Raw genomic sequence first — 21,846 nt, forward strand, 5'->3', positions numbered from 1 at the left:
TCCAGCAAGCGCAACTTTAGTTGCGAGTGTATTTTTTTTCTGATTCTACTCAATTAATAGTGTAGTATAATATTAGCAAACGTTGTGTATGATCGAGCAAGTGTTTAATCTAATTTACGAGTTTAAGCTAAAACCAACTACCGCTCAAGTAGCCACTTTTGCTGAGTGGCTAGAACAATGTCGTAGAGTCTATAACTATGCCCTTTGTGAGCGGAAAGATTGGGCAAATTCCCGTAAGTCTCCAATAAACGCTTGTTCGATCAAATACGAGTACATTATACCAGCGGATGCACCAGCACCCAACTATTCCAGTCAGTGCGAAAGTCTCACTCAGGCTAAAAAGAATATCCCTGCACTTAAGCAGGTACACTCACAAGTGCTACAGCAAACCCTTAAGCGTTTGCAAAAGGCATTTGAGGGAATGTGGGAGAATGGGCGAGGGTTTCCACGGTTTAAGAAAGCGGGTCGGATGCGGTCATTTGTTTTTCCATCAATGGGAAAAGATCCCATTCAAGGGAGATATGTCAAATTCCCTAAAATTGGGCGGGTTAAATTCATACAATCCCGTCCAATTCCCGATGATGCAATTATTAAACAAGCACGAATCGTCAGACGGGTATCCGGCTGGTATGCACAGTTAACCTTACAATGGAAAGTAGATGTGCCTGAAATCAGTCCGACTGGTACATCACTGGGAATAGATGTCGGCTTAATGCACTTTGCCGCCGTGTCTAATGGGCGAACGTTTCCCAATCCACGACCATTTAAACATCTAGAAGGCAAGCTTAAATCGCTGCAAAAGAAGGTGTCTAAAAAGCGTCCAGGGTCAAACAATCGCGCCAAAGCACAAGCCAAAGTGTCACGACTACATGAGCGAATAGCTTGCCACCGCAAAAACTACCATTGGGAGTTAGCCCATAACCTTTGTGATTGGGCGGATATGATATTTGCCGAACAACTCAACTTGAAAGCGTTAGGTCGAGGCTTTTTAGCTAAACACTGCCTAGATGCAGGGTGGGGTCAGTTTCTAGATATCCTATCTCAATGTTGTTTTAAGCGGGGTGTGTACTTCCAGAAAGTACCCGCAGCCGGAACAAGTCAGACTTGCCCCAACTGTTTAGAGGATACAGGTAAGAAAAAGCTCTCTCAACGGGTACACAAATGCCAGTATTGTGGGTATGAATGCGATCGGGATGTAGCATCCGCTCGCATTATAGAAATTAAAGGACTGTTAACCTTGAGCGAAGTCGAAAGGCAAGCCGTGGGACACACGGTAGGTAAGCTTTCTGAGGGTAAAGGTTTCATCCGAGAAGATGTAAAACTCTGCCTCCCTGTGACGGAAGAATCACCCGCGTTTTAACCGGGTGAGTGTCAAACTATGATCGACGCTGGATGCTCGTGGATGAAAAGGGTAAGTTTCTCACCCAGCGTCAGTTTCCTCGCATGGCGTTGATTCAAGTGCGGTTGGACGAGAACGAGTTAGTCGTGGAAGCACCCAAACAGCCCAGCTTATCCATTCCCCTAGACTATGAAAGTGACCATCGCCTCCCGGTGCAAATCTGGAATGATATCTGCCAAGCTATGCCATTGGATAAAGAGTTCAGTCAGTGGTTTAGCAAATTTCTCGACATTCCCTGTCAGTTAGTCTATATGCCAGAGGACTCCATCCGCCCGATTAATCCAAATTATGCTAATCCCAGCGAATCGGTTAGTTTTGCCGATGGATTTCCCTTTTTACTCATTTCTGAAGCCTCGTTGCACGACTTAAACCAACGGTTAGAACAAGCTGTTCCCATGAATCGATTTCGTCCTAATTTAGTGGTTTCTGGCTGTGAAGCCTATGCCGAAGACAGTTGGCGTCAAATTCGCATCGGTGCAATTCCCTTTCGCGTGGTTAAACCTTGTTCTCGATGTACGATTACCACAGTAGATCAATCTCAGGGTATACGAGGCAAAGAACCGTTAGCGACATTGGCAAACTATCGGCTGCGGAATGGGCAAATCTTTTTTGGGCAAAACGTGATTCAAGAACAGTTGGGAACACTGCAAGTAGGGGATAAGGTGGAAATTGAGAGTTTTGGTGAAAGGATTTGACGGCATTTGTACGTTAAGCTAATGGAGAGCCACAGAAGCTGCACGTTCTAGATATGGTCAATTCACCGCCCATTATATCCACTGTTGCTACCGATACTTGGGTTGAAGCCAACTGGGAAGATTTTCTCACCTTTGCTGATGATCCCACCTTAGCCAGTGGCAGGTTTTATTATGATCAGGGTTACATGAGGATTGAAATGGCTCCACTCGGTTCGGCACACGGTCAGGACAACTCCATTCTCTCTACGGTGATTGTCTTGTATGCCACCATTAAAAATATTCCCATCAAAGAACTAACGAATACCAGCTTCAGGAAAGCCAGATTGCGAGAATGCCAGCCAGATATTGCCTTCTACATCGGTAAAACTATAACTTTTCCGCCTCATACTAATGCACCCGTTAACTTGAATGAACTTGATCCCCCAACGTTAGTGGTTGAAATTGCCGCTTCATCTTTGGAGGATGACACAGAGCGCAAACAAAAACTCTATCAACGTCTAGGAGTACGAGAATATTGGGTTGCCAATGTCAATGCTGGCAAGATAATCGCTTATTCTCTGTCCGCAACAAAGGCTGAATTGATTCGAGAATCTCAAGTCTTGCCGGGATTAGCGATTGATTTAATTGAAGAAGCTCTAAAACGTTCTAAAACTGAAGATGACGGCGCAGTTAGTCGTTGGTGGTTAAGGACTATTAGTGTTTAATGCGGTAAAAGTGGGAACTGTGATTTCGGTTGAAATTAAGGTTCAAATGCCGAACAGCTTACTTATACTCCAAAAGGGGTATTGATGAACAATTTAATAATTCCCACTAAAGCCCCGATTAGTAGAACGAGAAGAGATAAAGAATTAATTCCAAAACCAATACCGCGTTTTTCCGCCGCTGTATAGTAACCCCAGGCATAAATAATTCGCCCAATCACCCAAACCGCACCAATTCCCGCCCCCCAAATTGGACTAACAAACAAAGAGAATAACCATAAACTGGGTAAAAATAGGAGCAATTGTTCTGACGTATTTTGTTGCACGCGAAACACACGCTCAAAATTGACATCTCCTGAGATTTGAGGTGCAGGTACATTATATTTTGCCCTGGCTCGACCCACATTGATCGTGAGAACAAAGTAAACCAAAAGAGTGGCAATGGTGGCTAAAGCGGGAAAAATCAGTGGTTTCAGTTCAATCATTGTTAACTCCAATGGCTGATTGGGAAAAATATTTTTTTGTTGCTGATTACATTTTACTGATTTCTTCGATAAAATCAACTGCTCCTTTCGGAGATAAAAGTTTGCAGTAATGTTTATAGCTCAACGCCTCGAACAATAAATTTCCCGTTCTCAAATAAGGAGTCTCTAAACTATAGAGTTTATTGTTAATCTTTTGCCAAACAAGTTCGCCACGAGACCAGGCAAATCCGGTTAACTGTTGGCTTTCCCGATAATCTATAGTGATATCGGCAGCTTGATAGGCGTTTTTGATAAGATCATCAACATAATTGTATGCCCAGTTTAACGCCAGTTCGTTCATTTTTGAGTTAGATTGATGTTCCCCTAGAGAGCGAAACCCTAAATTAGCAGCATCAATGCGATGAGCTGTATTGACTTTGCACCAAATCTGTTCGTAATCAGCGTTAACTTCATTCACTGAAGGAAAATACGTGCTGGTGTAGATTTTGCCATTTTCCACCGTTGGCTTACTTTCCAGAAACTTGTCCAAACGGGTATAGATAGTATTGACGACATTATTTGGATTAATCGCATCGCGATGATAGTTTTCTATTATCCGTTGAGCATAGATACACCAATTGGTTCTGGCTTCTTCAAGAGTGGATGCTTCAAGTTTAGACATAGAATTAACGCCAATACTGATTGGATAAGACTGATCTCTCCTAGCCCACCTTTAAGATCCCCCTTCCGTCCCCCTTAAAAAGGGGGAGACCAAATGACAAATGTCAAATGACAAATGACGAATGACAAATGACAAATGACAAATGACACATGACAAATGACAAATGACAAATGACAACTATAACCAATTCCCCACCTCACAAACGGTGCCCAGTATACCGGATTCTGATACTTTTTTTCCTTTAATAAAGAAACTTGAACGCGGCGCAGGGCTTCGGCTTTCGTCAACGTTTTGTCGGTTAATTCTTGATAAAAACGAATCATCAAATTAGCCGTAGCCGCATCATTCACAAACCATAGCGTCGCCAAGGTACTACGCGCCCCCGCCCTTACCGCTACACCTGCTAATCCTAACGCCGCCCGTTTATCCCCTGTTGCAGTTTGGCAAGCACTGAGTACCAATAATTCAATGGGTTGACGATCGCCTCCAGCTCTGGTTTGCAATAAAGTGTTCAGTTGATTGATGTTGAGGCGATTATCCCAGGTGAGAATAAAGGTATCTTCCAGTTTAGAACTAAACTGACCATGGGTGGCGAGGTGAACCACAGGAAAGGGTACGGAATCAATTGCCTGTTCAATAGCGGTTGTGGTAAAGTCTTGATTCAGTAGCAGTTGACCGGAAACTTGAGCTTGAATTTGCTGCAATTCGGTTTCCACAAATGGTAAGGCAGGTAAACCTTGGCGCGATTCGGAAAGCCCGCCTGTGAATGCATAAATGTCGCCTCTTGTCAAGGGTTTGGGGTCTAAAAGTTGCAGTCCCGGCGTATAGGCGATCGCATACTTTTCAATCAGAAACTGGTTACCATCGTGAAGAACCGCCATGGGTAGATTTAGCAGGGGACTATCCAAGACAAAAACGAGGGTTTTCGCGCCACTGGCGGCTAAGTCTGACTCAATCGGGCGAATTAACCAATCATAAAGCTGTTGGGCTAAGGGTAAATATTCCTCAGATGTCGCCCGACGATTCCCCTCCTTTACCAAAATTTGCGCCCGAAAAATGTTTTGTAAGGATTCAGGGATAGTAATTAGGTGTCCGCGATTGGGTTCTACACTTAGGGGAGAAATCGCGGCTCGCAGTTGGCTAAATAGATTGGAGTCTTTCCCTTGAGGTAGTTGTGTCCCGAAATGACGCAGAGGTGCATCGGGTAAGGATACGACCACATCCAAGCGATCGCCTAATACAATTGGGTAAATTACGGCTGCATTTTGATCCACTTCGTCAATCACAATCCGGTTCGCATTTAAGCAATCTTCCCGGAAGAAATTGACTAATTCGGCTTGTTGCAGCGATTCTATCACATCGCGGGCTTGGGCTAAATCGTTTTGATCCGGATTATCGGTGGGTGAAGATAATAATAATCGCACCAATTCCCGATAAATTGGTTCCACGCGATCGCGAAACGAGAATTGTACCTGAGAATTAATACTCACCAAATCTCGACGTAACGATTCCAGGGTATTTACTGCTGCATTATACGCCGCGATCGCACCGTCTCGTTTTCCCTGTGCTTTCAGCAGTCGTCCTAATTGCCACTGCCAATTATAGGCAATATCGGGGGCGTTAATCGACTGGGCGATTACTAACGCTTGTTCGGTTAAGTCTTGCGCTTCTTTCCATTGTTGCGTTTGTTCATAAAGCGCCCCTAATTCACCCAAAGCGAGGGATTGACTGCGGTTGTCGCCAAGCTGTTTGGCTTGTTCCACGGCTATCGCCAAAGACTGGGCAATATCTGAGGTTTTAGCATAGTCCTGAGATTGCAGTTTCCTCAGCGAACCCGCTAAATTAATTCGTGCTTCTATTGCAGTACGAGACGCTGGGAGTTGACTAATTTGATTTTGCAACGATTGAATAAATGCTGGATCAGCAGAGAGGCTTGGTGTTGCAACGATGAGACTTAGTTGATTGAGTTGCGCTTGAATCCGAGTTGAGGAGTCACCTGAAACCGGATCAGCGGCTTGTTGATAATAATTGAGCGCGGTTTCGATTTGTCCTTGCGATCGCGCCGTATTTCCTAATCCCAGAAAGGCAGCACTAATCTGTTCGGGAGATTGAATCGCTTGTGCCACTTGTAAACTTTGGGTTAATCGTTTTTTGGCATCATCCATTGTCCCCACTAAGCGCAGTACATTTCCTAACCGTCTCAAACCAATCGCCTTTAGCGCCGAATCGGGTTGTTGTTGTAATCGAGGTTCAATTTGTTGCAAACTATCCAGGGCGCGGCGATACATCCCTGCCAATTGTAAGGCTTGAGCTTGATTAATTTGACTGTGCAGCAAACCGACTTCATCCTCGGTTTGAGTATAGCTATTGACCGCCGTGGTAAAACTATCTAGGGCGGCTTCTAGATTCCCTTGTGCCAAATACAATTGTCCTTGAACATTAAACGCCGCCCCTTGTAATGTCCAGGCGTCAGGGGTTTGGGCATTGTCGAGAAGTTGTAAGCTAGTGGTAATCGTATCCTGGGCATCCTGCCACTGTCCTAATTGTTGATAGGCTAAGGCTAAATTGGTCAATGTCATGGCTTGCCGTAATGTATCTCCCTGTGATTGGAAAGCATCGGCAGCTTGTTGTAACAGATTAATGGCGTCTATGTACTCTCCGGCGTCGTAGTGGGTTTTCCCCTGTTGCGTCATCGTTTGCGGAGAAATTGAATGTTGTGCGGTTGGGGGAAGAGTCGCTTGAGTAGCCGGGAGGTGAGTCAGGGTTGTGACACAGAAGGTTAAAACAGCCAGGAAAACGTAAATGCGGCTAATTTGGCGTTTAATCAGTTGTCGAAGGATTGGGAACATCACCCACGCCTCATCCTGTTTCAAGGGTTTGACTTTCGGACTATATCTCAATTATTGAACATACGTCACCCCTTTGACCTTCTGCCTTGTAGCCAACAAAGCAGCCTGTCCAACTAGACAAGCTGCTTCGGTCATGAACTATAGCAGATGGGTGAGGACTACATCATCCCCATGCCGCCCATACCACCCATGCCGCCCATGCCGCCCATGCCGCCCATGCCGCCCATGCCGCCCATGTCAGGCGCTGCGGGTTGCGGCTCAGGTTTCTCGACAACCAGGGCTTCGGTGGTTAGAACCATCCCGGCAATGGAACCTGCATTCTGAAGTGCTGAACGCACAACCTTAGCGGGATCGAGAATACCAGCAGCAATTAAGTCTTCCAGCTTGCCAGTTGCGGCATTGTAACCTATATTGCCTTGGCTCTCTCGCACTTTCTCGACAATCACTGCACCTTCAACCCCGGCATTATCTGCCATCTGACGCAGGGGGGCTTCTAAGGTTTTGGCGACAATATCCGCACCGATTTTCTCTTCAGCATCCAGGTTAGCTTTGATGCCATCAACTTTGGAAATTAAGCGAATCAGTGTGGTTGCACCGCCAGGAACAATCCCTTCATCGATCGCGGCTTTGGTGGCATTCAGGGCATCTTCAATCCGCAGCTTGCGATCTTTGAGTTCCGTTTCTGTGGCTGCACCCACTTTAATTACCGCTACACCACCAGCAAGTTTAGCAATCCGCTCTTGCAGTTTCTCTTTATCGTAGTCAGAATCGGTTTCCTCGAGCTGTTTGCGGATTTGGGCAATGCGCTTCTCCACTTCTGGCTTGGTTTCACCACTGGCGACAATAGTGGTTGAGTCTTTGTCGATAGTGATTTTCCGTGCCGTTCCCATCATCTCAGTAGAAGCGCTATCTAAGCTGAGACCAATTTCTTCGGAAATTAGCTGACCCCCAGTCAGAACCGCAATATCTTGCAGCATCTGCTTGCGGCGATCGCCAAATCCTGGCGCTTTGACGGCGGCGACGTTGAGAACTCCCCGCGCTTTGTTTACCACCAAGGTGGCTAAGGCTTCCCCTTCTACATCTTCAGAAATAATCAGTAGGGGTTTGCTAGCACGGGCAACTTTTTCCAGGATGGAAACTAATTCTTGGATGTTATTAATTTTTTTATCAGTAATCAGGATATAGGAATCTTCAAATTCCACAGTCATCCGTTCCTGATCGCTGACAAAGTAGGGGGAGAGGTAACCCCGGTCAATTTGCATCCCTTCCACGACTTCCAGTTCAGTGGAGAGTGATTTTGACTCTTCTACGGTAATTACTCCATCCTTGGTTACCTTGTCCATCGCCTCGGCAATCATTTGCCCGACTTCCTCGTCGTTCCCGGCGGAGACAGTGGCGACTTGTGCGATCGCGTCACCAACGACGGGTTGAGCCATGGACTCAATTTCTTTAACCAGATGATTAATGGTTTTCTCAATTCCTCGACGTACAGCCACTGGATTAGCACCAGCCGCAACGTTTTTGAGTCCTTCCCGAATCATCTCCTGTGCCAGAACGGTAGCGGTTGTGGTACCATCTCCGGCAATTTCTTTGGTCTTGGATGCGACTTCTCGAATCAGTCGCGCCCCTGTATTCTCTAAGGGGTCTTCTAGTTCAATATCTTGGGCGACGGTGATACCATCATTAACAATCTGGGGAGCGCCAAAGGATTTCTCTAGCAGCACATTCCGCCCTTTGGGTCCAAGGGTAATCCGGACTGCATCTGCCAGAGCATTGACTCCCCGTTCTAAGGCTCGCCGTGATTCTTCGTTAAACGAAACGATTTTTGCCATAGGGTTCCCAATACTTGCTCGTTACTCCATTAGCAAATTTAGCACTCTTGTTACGTGAGTGCTAATTCTGGTGCGGTTCGGTTATTACGGTAGAAGGCAGGAAGCAGGAGGTAGGAGGGTAAGAGGTGGTGTGGAGTCAGCGCTGAAACTCAGTCCCCGTTAGGATAGAGAGAGTCGAGTTGCCTTTAATCGTTATGACAGAAACCAAACCCCTTGACGAAATTATTCAACGACTGGATGCCCTTTCTCTAGAGCAGTTGTTAGAGGCTAGGACAAAAATCGATGCCTTGATTGAATCAAAATATTTGCTTAAAAGTGAAGATATCAGTGAAGACATTATAATATTAGCGGCTTGTCGGGATGTTTCGGTAAAAACTTACAAAAGAACCACTCCACAAGCTCCGATTTTTAATCAGAGCCTGTTTAATGAGAGCCTAGGTTCTATTCGCCAATCTTCATCCCCAGAAACAGAAGATGATTCCCTAAAGGATGTCATCGAACTGGTCAATGGCTGGATGGCTGATGAGTCGGGATACGACGAAGAAACCTATCCTCAAATTGAGGCGGGTCTAAATCATAATCGGTTATCCTTGTAAAACTCAGATGACTAGAGCTGTATTGTTAGATACTCATCCATTGAGTCAGGTTGTACATCCGAAGATAAAACCAAATGTCATCAATTGGTTGCAATCTTTACAAAATTAGGAAACAGCTTTACGGGTTCCAGAAATAGCCGACTATGAACTTAGACGCGAATTATTAAGATCTGGAAAACGAAAGAGTATTGATCGTCTCAATCAGATCAGCCAACCTCCCCGCTTTATCTTCCTGACTTCTTTGACAATGCGAAAAGCCTCAGAATTATGGGCGTGGGTACGAAACCAAGGTCAACCTACTGCAAGTAATGATAGCTTAGATGGCGATGTCATCCTTGTCGCCCAAGCAATCTTTCAGTTAGATAATTTTGATGAAGTGGTAATTGTGACAACAAACGTTAAACACCTATCGCGCTTTCAAGGTGAAGGGATAGGTGTTTGGGATTGGGAGCAAGCGCTCCAAGACTTAAGCTAAAGTTTATCAATTCGTCATTCGTCCTTTATCGGTGGGGAGGGCGGGTTTTGTTGTTCATTTGTCGGTGAGGAGGGCGGGTTTTGTTGTTCATTTATTGGTGGGGAGGGCGGGTTTTGTTGTTCCGTTATTGGTGAATAGCTGAATTTAGTCCCTAAACCCGCCCCTACAATTGTCCCTAAACCCGCCCCTACAATTGTCCCTAAACCCGCCCCTACAATTGTCCCTAAACCCGCCCCTATAATTGAGTTATAACCTATTCCTTCAACCATTGTAAAAGGTCAGATTCGCTGATCTGATTAATACCTAATTCTTGGGCTTTTTCTAATTTAGATCCGGCATCTTCACCAACCAGCAAATAGTCCGTTTTAGAACTGACAGAACTGGTTACTTTACCGCCAGCGTTTTGAATTAATTTTTTGGCTTCATCTCGTTTCAGTGTGGGTAAGGTTCCGGTAATCACAAAGGTTTTTCCCTGCAACGGTTGAGAGATGGCTTCCGCAGACGCTTCCTTGGGTTCACCCGCCAGTTTTACATTTGCTTCTCGCAGTCGATTGATTAAAGTCTGATTACTGGGAACTCGAAACCAATCATAAACTGATTGGGCAATTTCTGCGCCAATTCCATAGACGCTTTCAATATCAGTAACATGGGCTGCGGCTAATTGATCTACAGAGGGAAATTGTTGCGCTAAAATTTGAGCATTCACTGTACCCACATAGCGAATCCCTAAACCGTAGAGAACTCGTGACCAGGGTTGCGTTTTGGATTGTTCAATTTGATTAATTAATTTCTGGGCGGATTTTTCACCCATCCGTTCTAAATCGGTTAATTGATCTAAAGTGAGTTGATAAAGGTCAGCAACGGAATGGACTAAACCAGAATCGACTAGCTGATTCACCAGCTTTTCTCCTAACCCGTTGATATCCAATGCACCACGACTTGCCCAATGGTTGAGTGAACCTTTGACAATGGCGGGACAAGAGGCATTAATACAGCGCGTTACGGCTTCCCCTGGGGGACGCACAACGGGTTGATGGCACACCGGACAATCAGTAGGCATTTGTACGGGTTCAGCCTCCGGTGGACGTAATTCTGGAAGTACGCGCACGACTTCGGGGATAATTTCCCCGGCTTTGCGAACAATGACGGTATCGCCGAGATGCAGATCTAATTCCTCGATGCGATCGCGGTTATGTAACGTCGCCCGTGAAACCGTTGTCCCGGCTAGCTGTACGGGTTTGAGTTCCGCCACTGGGGTTAATGCGCCCGTTCGTCCCACCTGAACTGTAACCTTTTGCAGCAGTGTGGGGGATTCTTCCGCCGGATACTTGAGTGCGATCGCCCATCGGGGAAATTTTTGGGTAAAGCCTAACTGATCTTGCAGCGAAAACGAGTTCAGCTTTACTACCACCCCATCCGTCATGTAGGGTAAACTACGCCGTTGACTATCCCAATATTTATAATACTCCTCCACCTCTGCTAGAGACGCGCAACGTTTCCGATGCGGATTCACCCGGAATCCCAAATCCCGCAGGAATTCCAACGCTTCCCATTGAGACTTGAGAGTTGGTACGGTTTCCTGTTCCTCTGATCCGGGAAGATGTAAGGTATAGGCAAAGAAATCCAACTGTCTGCGATCGACGATTTTCGGATCTAATTGTCGCAACGTACCCGCCGCCGCATTCCGAGGATTGGCAAATAACGCTTCCCCGGCGGCTTCTCGTTCCCGATTAATCCCTTCAAAGACATCCAAGGGCAAAAACGCCTCGCCTCGCACTTCTACAATTGGCGGCGGTGTTTCCGTACTTAACCGTAAAGGAATCGAGCGAATCGTGCGAATATTCTGGGTAATATCTTCCCCCGTGACACCATCGCCCCGTGTAACTCCCCGCACCAATATACCGTCTTTGTACGTGAGTGCGATCGCGGAACCATCGATCTTCAGTTCACAGACATATTCTACATCCTTGACATCCGGTGCATAACGTTGCCATCGTTCTTGCCACTTCGCCAACTCCTCTAAATTAAACGCATTCTCTAAACTATAGAGGGGGATATTATGGCGAACCGAAGAAAATTCGGATGCAGGTTTCTCGCCCACGCGCTGCGTCGGACTATCCGGCGTGACTAACTCAGGATACTGGGTTTCTAAGTCTTGTAATTCCCGATAGAGTTGGTCATAGACAGCATCCTCCATAATGGGATTATCGCGGACATAATAAGCATAACTCGCTTGTTGCAAAAGGTTTCGCAGTTCTTGAACCCGCTGTTTAACCTTCGTCATTTGTCCTTCGTCATTTGTCATTTGTCATTCGTCCTTCGTCCGTCGTCATTTGTCATTCTATAAAATCTTTTTCCCCATACTTCCAATCCCTCTGCGTCCCTGGAGCGCCAACCTCTGCGTCCCTCTGCGTTGAAAAAATACATAAGGACGTTTACCTGAACTGAACAACATCCAAAACTAATCCATTCATTTAACTTATTTTCAATAAAATTAAACAGTTATACTTAGTCAACAAGTGACTTGTCTAATCATCAAACAAAATACCGGATATCTCAATGTGGAAATCATCCATCGAATCACTCAACAAGGGTCGGATACAGAAGATTTCGCTTCTGTCCAATAGTAACCCAATTCTCTACTCAGAAATCATCCAGCTATGGCAGCATAACCCGGATTTTCGGACATTCTTCATCTCCCTACTCGCCGATGCTCCATTTTCCGCCTTTTTCTGGGAAACTCCGCCTATCACCGACGCGACAGTAAACCAGGTATTCGAGTTTGTTCTCGTCAATAGTCCATCCCTGGTAAATGTACAAGCTGATCCCAGTGATTTTGCTCGCCATTTTTCCGCCGCAGGTGAGAACGAGTCAATTGTGACATTCCCGAATCTGGGAAAGGATGCGTTGCTAGTTGTGCCTTGTCCACAAACCTCTATGTCTCCATACTGTCATCTGGCGGCTTTTATGCGTGAAGCACCCGAACATCAGCAGCACGCCTTGTGGCAAAATGTGGGGTCAGCGTTAGAACAACGACTGAATCCGCGTCCTACCTGGGTAAGCACCTCCGGGTTAGGGGTGTATTGGTTGCATATTCGGCTCGATTCACGCCCGAAGTATTACACGTACCAGCCCTACAAAGTTATTTAAACTTTACCCTGATATAAAACATGAAGACCAAAAATATCTGTCACCTAACAGATAAGAACCTAAGAGTGATTTTGTAGGGGCGACCCGCTTGTATCAATTAATAATACCAATCCACTTAATAGACTCGGGTCACCCTTTAATAGCCGATATTTGATCCAGGGCGACCCGATAAAATTAATCAATGGGCGGTGTTACTTTGGTGCGGCGGGTCGCCCCTACAAAGCCTCTTTTTTGATGATTGATAACCCTTGCCCACCCGACTACTCTGATTAAGCCCAACGATTGTGTCACACTATTCAAATATAAGTGCTAGACCAACCCTGAAATTGAGTAGATTCTCTGTTACCTGTGATTAAGACATGACTCAAACCAAAATTGATTTACCCCCTGCCTTTCCTGACCATACTCAACTACCCGAATCTGATGGTACGTTTGTGAAGAATTTCCAAGAACATCCTCAAAGCCTAATTTTGACCGATTCCATTGGTCCAGTTTTGCAGCAACTTCATCCTGATGGTGACTACGCTATTGGACAAGATTGCGGGATTTATTGGCGCGAAACCGAACCCCCAGAAAAAGGTGCAGAGGCTCCCGATTGGTTCTATGTTCCCAATGTTCCCCCATTACTGAATGGTGAAATTCGCCGTTCTTATGTTCTCTGGCGGGAATTGATGGCACCAATGATTGCCTTAGAATTTGCCAGTGGCAATGGAGACGAGGAACGAGATGCTACACCCTTATCGGTTTCCGCTGAAGGAGAAACCACTAAACCCGGTAAATTCTGGGTGTATGAACGGATTATTCGCATTCCCTACTATGGCATTTTTGAAGTCAAAACTAGAAAACTTGAAGTTTATAATTGGCTGAATTTTTCTTATCAAAAACTCCAACCGAATGAACGGGGTCACTATCCGATTACGCCCTTAGGAGTAGAACTGGGACTTTGGCACGGAACGTATCAAAATCAAACTCAATATTGGCTGCGTTGGTGGGATAGTGAAGGGAATCTTTTGTTAATTGGTGAAGAACGCGCCCAATTAGAATGTCAACGCGCCGAACAAGAACGTCAACGTGCTGAACAAGAACACCAACGTGCTGAACAAGAACGTCAACGCGCCGAACAAGCCGAGCAAAAATCGGCAAGATTGGCGGAACGATTAAGAGCCATGGGCATTGACCCGGATTCAGAATAGATAGAGTAGAGATGTCGTGGCGTGGCACACCTAAATTGATAGATTAAGGAACTGTAGGGGCGCAAGGCTTGCGCCCTTCCCGATACTGTCGTGGCGTACATCGTTTTGGTGGGGGCGCTTCCGGTTGTAGAATAATAGGGGAAATTTCCCGCCCAACAGGTTGAGTCTTCAGAAAATACAGGAGGAATGAACCGCAGATGCAGGAACACCAGGGTCATCCGAGCATCCACTCTCAAGACTGGTCATGGTCGCTTTGGTTTCCTGTACCCCTGTATCCTTATGGCAAACGACGCACTATCCGTGTGGAAGTGGTGAAGGATAGGATTTGGACGTTTGACCAGATTCAGGGGATTCTCTATGTGGTTGTCCCCATTCGGATGACGGTGATTAAGCTGGATGCTGGAGGGCTGTTGATTTATGCGCCTGTTGCACCAACGCCGGAATGCATCCGATTAGTTCAGGAATTGGTGGCAGACCATGGTGAGGTAAAATATATCATTCTGCCCACGGTTTCGGGGATTGAGCATAAAGTGTTCGTGGGTCCCTTTGCCCGCAAGTTTCCTCACGCCCAGGTGTTTGTTGCGCCGCACCAGTGGAGTTATCCGGTGAATTTGCCCCTGAGTTGGCTGGGGTTTCCCAGGAAACGGACTCATGTTTTACCCGCAGATAGTCGCCAAACGCCTTTTGCTGATGAATTTGATTATGCTGTATTGGGTCCAGTGAATTTGGGGTTGGGACCCTTTGCTGAAGTGGGATTTTGGCACAAGCGATCGCGCACGCTTCTGGTGACGGATACTGTAGTTAGTGTACCCGAAAATCCGCCTGCGATCGCGCAACTTGATCCCTATAAGGTAGTAGAGACGTAGCTCACCAGTTATCGAGTCGGCTCTCAATCTCATTCTGGATCGAATTAGGGACATTTGATAGGAAATTATAGCCTGTTGCTGCTTCCACCGCGTCAACGGATACTTGATAGTCTCGCCAGTCCATTCCAGCAACTTGATCCGAATTGGGTATCATCACCGCAATCAGCCGAGTGTTGTTCGTTATTCCCCGAACGCCCTGACCTGGACGATTTAGCACCGCCATCACTTTCCAAGTTTGCTGTGGCACTGTTATCTTACCTTGTAGTGTTGCCTTTGACCCTACACCCCCGGCAATGATGTAGAGTTCTTTACCTTGATTGACCAACTTTCGTGAATACTCTTCCAGTTCCCGCCATACCTCCCGATTATTTTGTGGAGCTTGAGGAATGATGTTCGTCATTAGGAATGTAGCACTGTTATCGTCTGGAGTACGAGTGCGATCGCCAGAAGGTATCAAGTGTCCCCGATCATAGCCGCTGCCTATGTAGTCAGTCGGTCGCACCTGATACCATCCGGATGGTAGCGCGGTATCAGGACGAAAGTCGTTGCTTCGCTCAACATTGCCTAACCAGCTCTGATTTAACTGCCAGCTTACCCAATTGGGAATCCCTTGGCTGTTGTTATAAGACAGCGCATACTGTGGCTTTTCCATCAGGTAGTTTTTAGGATTATTCGGGTTGGAAGTCGCATTACTCGGATTACCAAGAGTAAGGTGAACGTTAGAGGTTGTCTCCTGCAATAGCAGAGCCATGAACCAACCCATTAAAAATATGGCAATTAAAAAGACTCCCATTCTAATTACTCTGTAACTCCGCCCTCCGATTAATTGGCGATTAAATATAAAGGGCAGATGATTAAATATAAGATTAGACCCAGATGTTGTTGGCGCGTTTAATTGATTTGTAGATTGGTCAACCGACGTTGACACCGTATTGTTCGGAGCTGATGTTTGTCTGTCGTTTCTAAATCGAGAACGGTTAGCCGCAAAAAACTTTCGCCTTGCTTTTTGAAACAAAAACGTCAACAACTCGTCTTTGCCCAAGTCTATTCTGTCTCCCAAATGAAGCTGGTAGGGTGTGAATGGCGTCAGGCGGGAGTGATTGAGAAACGTTCCATTCGCGCTTCCCAAGTCTTCAATAAAGTAAGCACTTCCCTGAATCTTAATTTCAGCATGAGAGAAGGAAGCAATCTCAGAGTTGGGCAGATTGGAAATATCAATATCAGGTGACCAATTAAAATTGGGTTTTCCGATACGAATTATCGTCAAATTCTCTGGTATCTGAATTAGAGTCGAGGTCTGGAGGTGAAACAGTCTGACTGGTATTGAGCTATTGCTTTGCATTGTTTATATCACCATTTATGCAATGTAGAATTCAATTTTTAACAACAAGATTTTGCCAACCTAAAAAAACGCATTTAGGGGCACTATCCTTGCGCCCTCACCCCTGTATCTTAATTTCAATGGTACAGAATTTCAGGCTGGTGGGCAATACCCACCCTACGATATTTCAATTTTTTCTATATTATCATTATCTTTAGTATCATGCCTCATATTCCACCCAACTATTCGGGGTTTCTGAGACAGCAACTTTGAGTTGTACGCCTTCAAAAATGCGTTTTTTGGTTTCGTCATAAATGTATTGGGCAATCATTTCGGCGGTGGTTTCGTAATTCTCCGGTAATAAATGTAAATTCGGTTATCAGTTTCCATTTAGGCATATTTTTTACCGTTGGTCATTGGTCATTTGTCATTGGTCATTGGTCATTCGTTGAAGTCGGGGCGGGTGTAGGGTGCGTTAGCGTAGCGTAACGCACCATTTCAAAGGATAGTTGTGAAACCCGCGCCTACACACCAATAAAAACCAGGTTCCCTCAAATGTAGTGAAGGGTCAACACTCAAAACTATTCTATCCGTCAACGCTTATTTGATATAACAACATGGGTTCATCAATTCCTCTTAACAAGCGGTGTTCACTATCGGTGACTTGTAATTGTAATTGTAAGTGATTTTTGACCGCTTCATACACTATCCAGGAAATACAAATTCCACCGGGTTTTGATTGAGATTGTAAACGGGCGGCAATATTGACGCCATCTCCTTGTACATCGGTTCCATTGAAAAAAACATCAGCTAAGTGAATGCCAATTCGATGCTGTAATACCGCCTCATTCGGTAATCCTCTGGCGGCGAGGGAGAGGGTTTTTTGAATAGTTTGGGAACAATCAACGGCTTTGACGGCAGAGACAAAGTACATGAGTAATCCATCACCCATGGATTTGAGAACCTCTCCTTCAAATTGGTGGCATAATTTGGTCATTAGTTTGAGATCACGATGAATGGCGGCTAGGGTGGGTTGCTGGTTTTCATGCTGCTTTTGGGTAGAGTCTTTGATATCGGTAAAGACAATAGCGGCTAGGACATTATCTCCTAGAGAATGGGGAATAATTCTGCCTCGGTGTTCTTTGGTGTCTTGGCTTTGAGGCTTCTCTGGATACAGGCGATCGCGAAAATACTGGCGGTATAAATCATTACGAATACTCACCTGATTTCCCAGCAGATAGACTAATCCCATACTATTAAGTTTAAACGCGATTGCACCTTTTAGCTGCACCGGGCGATCGGCTTCCAGGATTTGGGTGAGGGCGTCGGCTAAGTCGGGATGTTTCTCTAAATTCCAGCGATGTAAGCGCAAATGATCCGCATAGATTCCGGTTTCGGTGGGGGCGTCTTCTAGGAGTCGGTTTAAGGTAATATCCTGACGGGCAATTTTATACAAGGCTAATCGGATTAAATGGGGATGTCCACCCACCATTGCCATCAGTTGTTTGACATCATTCCAAGTGAAATCTAATCCATAACGCAGGGCTAAATCTTGCACCTGATGCGCGTCAAATTCGGATAATTCAATCGGTAATCCGACATTAAAGGGGGATTGGTCATTACTTAGGGGAATATAAACTTCTGTGCCATGAACAATAATCAGGCGAAAGTTTTTCCAAATTTCATGTTGTTTTGCCTTTTCATGCCAAGCCCGGAGTAAGCCAAAAAAGTCATCGGCAACCTGTTCGTAATGAAAAATTCGGTCAACGGCATCGAGTCCTAATGCTAGGGGACTTCTCAGGGTAGGTAATAGATATTTTTCAAAATAATTGGTACAGTTTTTTTTACTGCCCAAAAACTTACTCCAACGGTTTTCTAACTGAATCGGCAGGTGTAAGTCATCGGTAACAGTAGCACAAAACCATTGCAGGAATTGATTTAAATCCGCAAAGACTTCCCGTTCCGCTAACTCAAAGTTTAAGGCGACAGACTGACATCCTTGTCGTTCGGCGTGATACAGTAATCGTACCATTAGGGATGTTTTGCCCATTTGTCGCGGTGCTTTGATCCGAATTAAACTTCCCGGCTTACTAATTTCTTCATAGGCGCGAGATTCATCCTCTGGACGTTCGACATAGCAGGGTGAGGCTAAATCAAGTTGTCCTCCGGGTAGTTCCCAGATGGGAGAGGGGAAGGTGGTTGTACTTACTGGGGGAGTCAGAGTCTCGGAGTTCTCGGTATCTGCGTCTGGTAATCCTGCGAGGATTAAACGTAACGTTTTAATCGTGACTCGTTTCCCGGTGACTTCAGACAACTGTTTCCATAACTTCGGCGCTAAATCGCGCTGGACAGTATTTTGGCTATAGCCCATAACCTGAATGGTTTTGAGTTTCTTACCCGCTAAGGCTTGACTCAGGATAGTCTTTTGGGCGTCGTTCAGTACGTTTCCTGTCTTCTGGGCAATCCAATACTCGGCTAATTCGATCAGTCTTATGACCTCTGCATCTGCCATCTGGCATTCCAATTCATACCTCTGATGACCACGCTAGCATAAAACTGAATTTTCTGAATTTTTTGAATAATCCGAAGGTTCTCTTCAGTGAAATTTCTGACTTTCCTGAATAAAATCGCTGAATAAGAAGCGAATCAATTTATGCTAATTTTTTTATCATTAAAGCATAAACTGTGGCGTTACTGTCTTACAAGTGTAATATTAAACATACAGTGAAAACAAGAGGATCGAGGACAGAGGGTAGACGGTGATCAATCAAGACTGTGATTCTACAGTTATACTCGATACAAAATAGAGACGAATGCGAGAGTCATGCTGGATTGGTTCGCGGCTTGGGGTGTCTATTCCGTTACTGGCTTTGTGTTTCGGGAAGTATTAGCGCCTCTGGCGAAGGGAACGCTAGAAGATTACACGAAAGATTTTCTTAAGGATTGTATTCGGGGTTTTTCCGGGTGTTTTGAGGACAATACGCTGAATACGGTTGTCGGGAAAGCGTTGAAAGAGTTTCTGGTGTTGGTACAGCAGGAGTTGGAAGATGCTGAGGTGTCGGAGGTGGAGGTGGAGGAGTATTCTCCGGCGTTAACCAAGTTTATCCACAATTCCTCAGTGAAGGGGATTTTGGGGAGTGGGTTTCAGGATGAGTGTTCGAGTTTGGATACGCAGGGGTTGGGGAATCTATGGTATCAGCTTAACCTGCGATCGCTCCCAGAAGATTTTGATTGGGAACAGGTGGGGAAGCGGTATCTCAGAAAAGTCAAGGCGTTAATCCGGGAATCGCCTGAGTTGCGGGAGATTTTGGATTCGCAGAAGTTGGACGCGATCGCACGCTATACTCAGGAATCTGCGGGGATTATACCAGAGTTCGATTTGCGCCGCTATCAGGAGGGGTTGCGGGAAGCCTATGGCAATCTGCGCTTAGATAGTTTGGATACCACGGGCTGTGCTTATAATGCGCTGAAGTTATGGCGAATATTTATAGCACAAAACGTGCGAAAAGTCCATGAAATTTTGCCGCAAGTGTATGAATTGCCCAAGGAACATCAGCGACGATTGCGGGAAACAGATCAGTTAAATCCAGAGTTTCAGTTCGGGGAATTAGACCGCTATCAACGGGTCTATTCAGACGCGCCGATACAGTCGGTTTTGGATGTTATTAATGATAAACGAAATTATCCCTATTTGGTGATTTTAGGTGATCCGGGTTCGGGGAAGTCTACGTTATTACAATATCTGGCATTAATGTATGCCCAGTCGCCGCTACAGAATGCCATTTCCCTAGCGATTCCGGTATTAATTGAATTACGCACCTATATGCGGAATCGAGATTTAGGACAATGCCAGAATTTTTTAGAGTTTTTGCATCAAAGTAGTGGGGCGATTTGTCATCTGAATCAGCATCAACTCCAGGAACAGTTAAAGGCGGGGAATGTGTTGATGTTGTTTGATGGCTTGGATGAGGTATTTAATCCGGGAAAACGAGAGGATGTGATTACTGATATTCATCGCTTCACCAATGAGTATCCCGATGTGCAGGTGATTGTTACGTCTCGCGTGATTGGGTATAAGCCGCAGCGATTACGGAATGCGGAGTTTCACCATTTCCTGTTGCAAGAGTTGGATGAGAAACAGATTCAGGATTTTATCTATCGTTGGCATGAATTAACCTTTACTGATGAGGTGGATAAGGGTTGGAAGCGAGAACGATTACAACGGGCAATTGACAGGTCAAAAGCGATTCGGGAATTAGCCGGGAATCCGCTATTGCTGACGATGATGGCAATTTTAAATCGGAATCAGGAGTTACCCAGAGATAGACCGGAATTGTATCATCAAGCGTCACGAGTTTTACTGCATCAATGGGATGTGGAACGGGCGTTAATTGAGGATTCCCGTCTTGATCCGAAAACGATTGATTATAAAGATAAGCAGGCGATGTTGCGCCGAGTGGCGTATTTTATGCAAGCCACGGATCAGGGATTGGCAGGAAATTTGATTCGGGCGGAGGATTTAGAACGGATTTTAACCGAATCCTTGAAAAATCTAGAGGTGAATCAGGCGCGGTTAGTGGCGCGGGTACTGATTCGTCAATTACGGGAACGTAATTTTATTCTCTGTTATTTGGGGGCGGATTATTATGGGTTTGTGCATCGGACGTTTTTGGAATATTTCTGTGCATGGGAGTTTATTTGGCAGTTTAAGGAGACGCGACGGTTATCACTGGAGGAGTTGAAAACAGAGGTTTTTGGCAAGCATTGGCGGGATGAGTCTTGGCATGAGGTTTTGCGGTTGATTGTGGGGATGATTGAAGAGTCAAGGTTTGCGGGGGAGATTATTGAGTATTTGATGAATCAGGAGGGGGAAGATGAGCAGTTTATGAATGTGTTTTTGGCGGCGCAGTGTTTGGAGGAGGTGAAGAATCGGCAGGGGATATTAGAGACGGATAATAAATTGCTTGAGCGGTTAAAAGAATTAACAGAGTATGGTTATACTCTCACATATTTTTTTACTGGTAGAGATTTCGTGGTTCACAGCCCAGTTATAGAAATTCGTACCCAAGCAATTACCGCAATTTATGTAACTTGGAAACAAGAACATAATACTTTATTCCTACTCAAACAACTGATTCAATCTGATGATCATGGGTTGGTACGAGGTGTGGCGGTAAAGGAATTAGCTCAAGGATGGAAACAAGACCCAAATACTTTACCCCTGCTTAAACAACTGATTCAATCTGATCATGATCCGTATATGCGAAGTGCGGCGGTAGAGGAACTAGCGAAAGGATGGAAAAAAGACCCGGATACTTTACCCCTGCTTAAACAACTGATTCAATCTGATAATCATGAGTCTGTGCGAGGTACAGCAGTAAAGGAATTAGCTCAAGGATGGAAACAAGACTCAGATACTTTACCTCTGCTCAAACAACTGATTCAATCTGATGATCATTGGGTTGTCCGACGTGCGGCGGTCAAGGAACTAGCGAAAGGATGGAAACAAAATCCGGATACTTTACCCCTACTCAAACAACTGATTCAATCTGATGATCATTGGGTTATCCGATGTGCGGCGCTACAGGAATTAGCTCAAGGATGGAAAAAAGACCCGGATACT

General features: G+C 45.4%; 16 protein-coding genes and 2 pseudogenes. 9 read left to right on the top strand and 9 right to left on the bottom strand.

Annotated features, from left to right (window positions below):
- The first annotated feature begins 88 nt into the window (after positions 1-88).
- The 3 genes from RIG66_RS16920 to RIG66_RS16930 are packed head-to-tail and all read left to right on the top strand — an operon-like array spanning position 89 to position 2,798.
- Positions 89-1,360 (top strand): RNA-guided endonuclease InsQ/TnpB family protein, encoded by a 1,272-nt coding sequence (locus RIG66_RS16920; protein ID WP_446379943.1) that lies wholly within the window; start codon positions 89-91, stop codon positions 1,358-1,360.
- Between the two features lie 8 nt (positions 1,361-1,368).
- Complete coding sequence (locus RIG66_RS16925) at positions 1,369-2,094, top strand: MOSC domain-containing protein (RefSeq protein WP_446379944.1); 726 nt, start codon at positions 1,369-1,371, stop codon at positions 2,092-2,094.
- Between the two features lie 53 nt (positions 2,095-2,147).
- Positions 2,148-2,798 (top strand): Uma2 family endonuclease, encoded by a 651-nt coding sequence (locus tag RIG66_RS16930; RefSeq protein WP_446379945.1) that lies wholly within the window; start codon positions 2,148-2,150, stop codon positions 2,796-2,798.
- A 62-nt stretch (positions 2,799-2,860) separates the two neighbouring features.
- On the opposite strand, the gene RIG66_RS16935 is transcribed toward RIG66_RS16930, so the two are convergent.
- The 4 genes from RIG66_RS16935 to groL form a co-directional block, all read right to left on the bottom strand.
- Positions 2,861-3,280, bottom strand: a complete 420-nt coding sequence (locus tag RIG66_RS16935) for an MAPEG family protein (protein ID WP_446351647.1) — start codon at positions 3,278-3,280, stop codon at positions 2,861-2,863.
- A 46-nt stretch (positions 3,281-3,326) separates the two neighbouring features.
- Positions 3,327-3,941: a hypothetical protein gene (locus RIG66_RS16940; RefSeq protein ID WP_446379946.1), complete on the bottom strand. Its 615-nt coding sequence runs from the start codon at positions 3,939-3,941 to the stop codon at positions 3,327-3,329.
- 74 nt (positions 3,942-4,015) lie between these two features.
- The gene (locus tag RIG66_RS16945; RefSeq protein WP_446379947.1) at positions 4,016-6,790 is read right to left on the bottom strand and encodes a CHAT domain-containing protein; all 2,775 of its coding nucleotides are present in this window, start codon (positions 6,788-6,790) and stop codon (positions 4,016-4,018) included.
- 158 nt (positions 6,791-6,948) lie between these two features.
- Positions 6,949-8,622, bottom strand: a complete 1,674-nt coding sequence (gene groL / locus RIG66_RS16950; protein WP_446379948.1) for a chaperonin GroEL — start codon at positions 8,620-8,622, stop codon at positions 6,949-6,951.
- 194 nt (positions 8,623-8,816) lie between these two features.
- On the opposite strand from groL, the gene RIG66_RS16955 reads away from it, so the two are divergent.
- Entirely contained in the window at positions 8,817-9,218 is a 402-nt protein-coding gene (locus RIG66_RS16955; protein WP_446379949.1) for a hypothetical protein, read from the top strand.
- Between the two features lie 247 nt (positions 9,219-9,465).
- A complete protein-coding gene (locus RIG66_RS16960) occupies positions 9,466-9,693 on the top strand; it encodes a hypothetical protein (RefSeq protein WP_446379950.1) in 228 nt (75 codons plus the stop codon).
- A 14-nt stretch (positions 9,694-9,707) separates the two neighbouring features.
- Here the strand turns inward: RIG66_RS16960 and RIG66_RS16965 are convergent, their stop codons facing one another.
- The gene (locus RIG66_RS16965) at positions 9,708-9,962 is read right to left on the bottom strand and encodes a hypothetical protein (RefSeq protein WP_446379951.1); all 255 of its coding nucleotides are present in this window, start codon (positions 9,960-9,962) and stop codon (positions 9,708-9,710) included.
- Positions 9,947-11,998 carry an NAD-dependent DNA ligase LigA gene (ligA, locus tag RIG66_RS16970; protein ID WP_446379952.1) on the bottom strand — a complete coding sequence of 684 codons (2,052 nt, stop codon included), beginning with the start codon at positions 11,996-11,998 and terminating at the stop codon, positions 9,947-9,949. Before ligA ends, RIG66_RS16965 begins: the two co-directional genes overlap by 16 nt.
- Before the next feature lie 254 nt (positions 11,999-12,252).
- Between ligA and RIG66_RS16975 the strand changes: the two genes are divergently transcribed.
- The 3 genes and pseudogenes from RIG66_RS16975 to RIG66_RS16985 form a co-directional block, all read left to right on the top strand.
- Entirely contained in the window at positions 12,253-12,843 is a 591-nt protein-coding gene (locus tag RIG66_RS16975; protein WP_446379953.1) for a DUF6940 family protein, read from the top strand.
- A 359-nt stretch (positions 12,844-13,202) separates the two neighbouring features.
- The gene (locus RIG66_RS16980; protein ID WP_446379954.1) at positions 13,203-14,036 is read left to right on the top strand and encodes a Uma2 family endonuclease; all 834 of its coding nucleotides are present in this window, start codon (positions 13,203-13,205) and stop codon (positions 14,034-14,036) included.
- A gap of 197 nt (positions 14,037-14,233) precedes the next feature.
- Positions 14,234-14,893, top strand: a pseudogene (locus RIG66_RS16985) (DUF4336 domain-containing protein); the annotation flags it as partial.
- 10 nt (positions 14,894-14,903) lie between these two features.
- Here the strand turns inward: RIG66_RS16985 and RIG66_RS16990 are convergent.
- The 3 genes and pseudogenes from RIG66_RS16990 to RIG66_RS17000 all read right to left on the bottom strand — a co-directional run bounded on the left by RIG66_RS16990 (position 14,904) and on the right by RIG66_RS17000 (position 18,735).
- Entirely contained in the window at positions 14,904-16,244 is a 1,341-nt protein-coding gene (locus tag RIG66_RS16990; protein ID WP_446379955.1) for a DNA/RNA non-specific endonuclease, read from the bottom strand.
- Positions 16,245-16,443: 199 nt separating this feature from the next.
- Positions 16,444-16,587, bottom strand: a pseudogene (locus RIG66_RS16995) (6-pyruvoyl trahydropterin synthase family protein); the annotation flags it as partial.
- A gap of 222 nt (positions 16,588-16,809) precedes the next feature.
- Positions 16,810-18,735 carry an AAA-like domain-containing protein gene (locus tag RIG66_RS17000; RefSeq protein ID WP_446379956.1) on the bottom strand — a complete coding sequence of 642 codons (1,926 nt, stop codon included), beginning with the start codon at positions 18,733-18,735 and terminating at the stop codon, positions 16,810-16,812.
- A 312-nt stretch (positions 18,736-19,047) separates the two neighbouring features.
- Here RIG66_RS17000 and RIG66_RS17005 point away from each other — a divergent pair.
- Positions 19,048-21,846: HEAT repeat domain-containing protein (locus tag RIG66_RS17005; RefSeq protein ID WP_446379957.1), on the top strand; the 2,799-nt coding region annotated here is incomplete at its 3' end.

This window comes from Coleofasciculus sp. E2-BRE-01 (assembly GCF_040221695.1).
Lineage (GTDB): Bacteria > Cyanobacteriota > Cyanobacteriia > Cyanobacteriales > Coleofasciculaceae > Coleofasciculus.

Excerpts from the sequence above, each read along its gene's own strand:
- RIG66_RS16920 (WP_446379943.1), top strand. The coding sequence starts at position 89 with ATGATCGAGCAAGTGTTTAATCTAATTTACGAGTTTAAGCTAAAACCA.
- RIG66_RS16965 (WP_446379951.1), bottom strand. The coding sequence starts at position 9,962 with ATGGTTGAAGGAATAGGTTATAACTCAATTATAGGGGCGGGTTTAGGG.
- RIG66_RS16940 (WP_446379946.1), bottom strand. The coding sequence starts at position 3,941 with ATGTCTAAACTTGAAGCATCCACTCTTGAAGAAGCCAGAACCAATTGG.
- RIG66_RS16980 (WP_446379954.1), top strand. The coding sequence starts at position 13,203 with ATGACTCAAACCAAAATTGATTTACCCCCTGCCTTTCCTGACCATACT.
- RIG66_RS16960 (WP_446379950.1), top strand. The coding sequence starts at position 9,466 with ATGCGAAAAGCCTCAGAATTATGGGCGTGGGTACGAAACCAAGGTCAA.
- RIG66_RS17000 (WP_446379956.1), bottom strand. The coding sequence starts at position 18,735 with ATGGCAGATGCAGAGGTCATAAGACTGATCGAATTAGCCGAGTATTGG.
- RIG66_RS16975 (WP_446379953.1), top strand. The coding sequence starts at position 12,253 with ATGTGGAAATCATCCATCGAATCACTCAACAAGGGTCGGATACAGAAG.
- RIG66_RS16930 (WP_446379945.1), top strand. The coding sequence starts at position 2,148 with ATGGTCAATTCACCGCCCATTATATCCACTGTTGCTACCGATACTTGG.
- ligA (WP_446379952.1), bottom strand. The coding sequence starts at position 11,998 with ATGACAAATGACGAAGGACAAATGACGAAGGTTAAACAGCGGGTTCAA.
- groL (WP_446379948.1), bottom strand. The coding sequence starts at position 8,622 with ATGGCAAAAATCGTTTCGTTTAACGAAGAATCACGGCGAGCCTTAGAA.
- RIG66_RS16945 (WP_446379947.1), bottom strand. The coding sequence starts at position 6,790 with ATGTTCCCAATCCTTCGACAACTGATTAAACGCCAAATTAGCCGCATT.
- RIG66_RS16990 (WP_446379955.1), bottom strand. The coding sequence starts at position 16,244 with ATGCAAAGCAATAGCTCAATACCAGTCAGACTGTTTCACCTCCAGACC.
- RIG66_RS16935 (WP_446351647.1), bottom strand. The coding sequence starts at position 3,280 with ATGATTGAACTGAAACCACTGATTTTTCCCGCTTTAGCCACCATTGCC.
- RIG66_RS16955 (WP_446379949.1), top strand. The coding sequence starts at position 8,817 with ATGACAGAAACCAAACCCCTTGACGAAATTATTCAACGACTGGATGCC.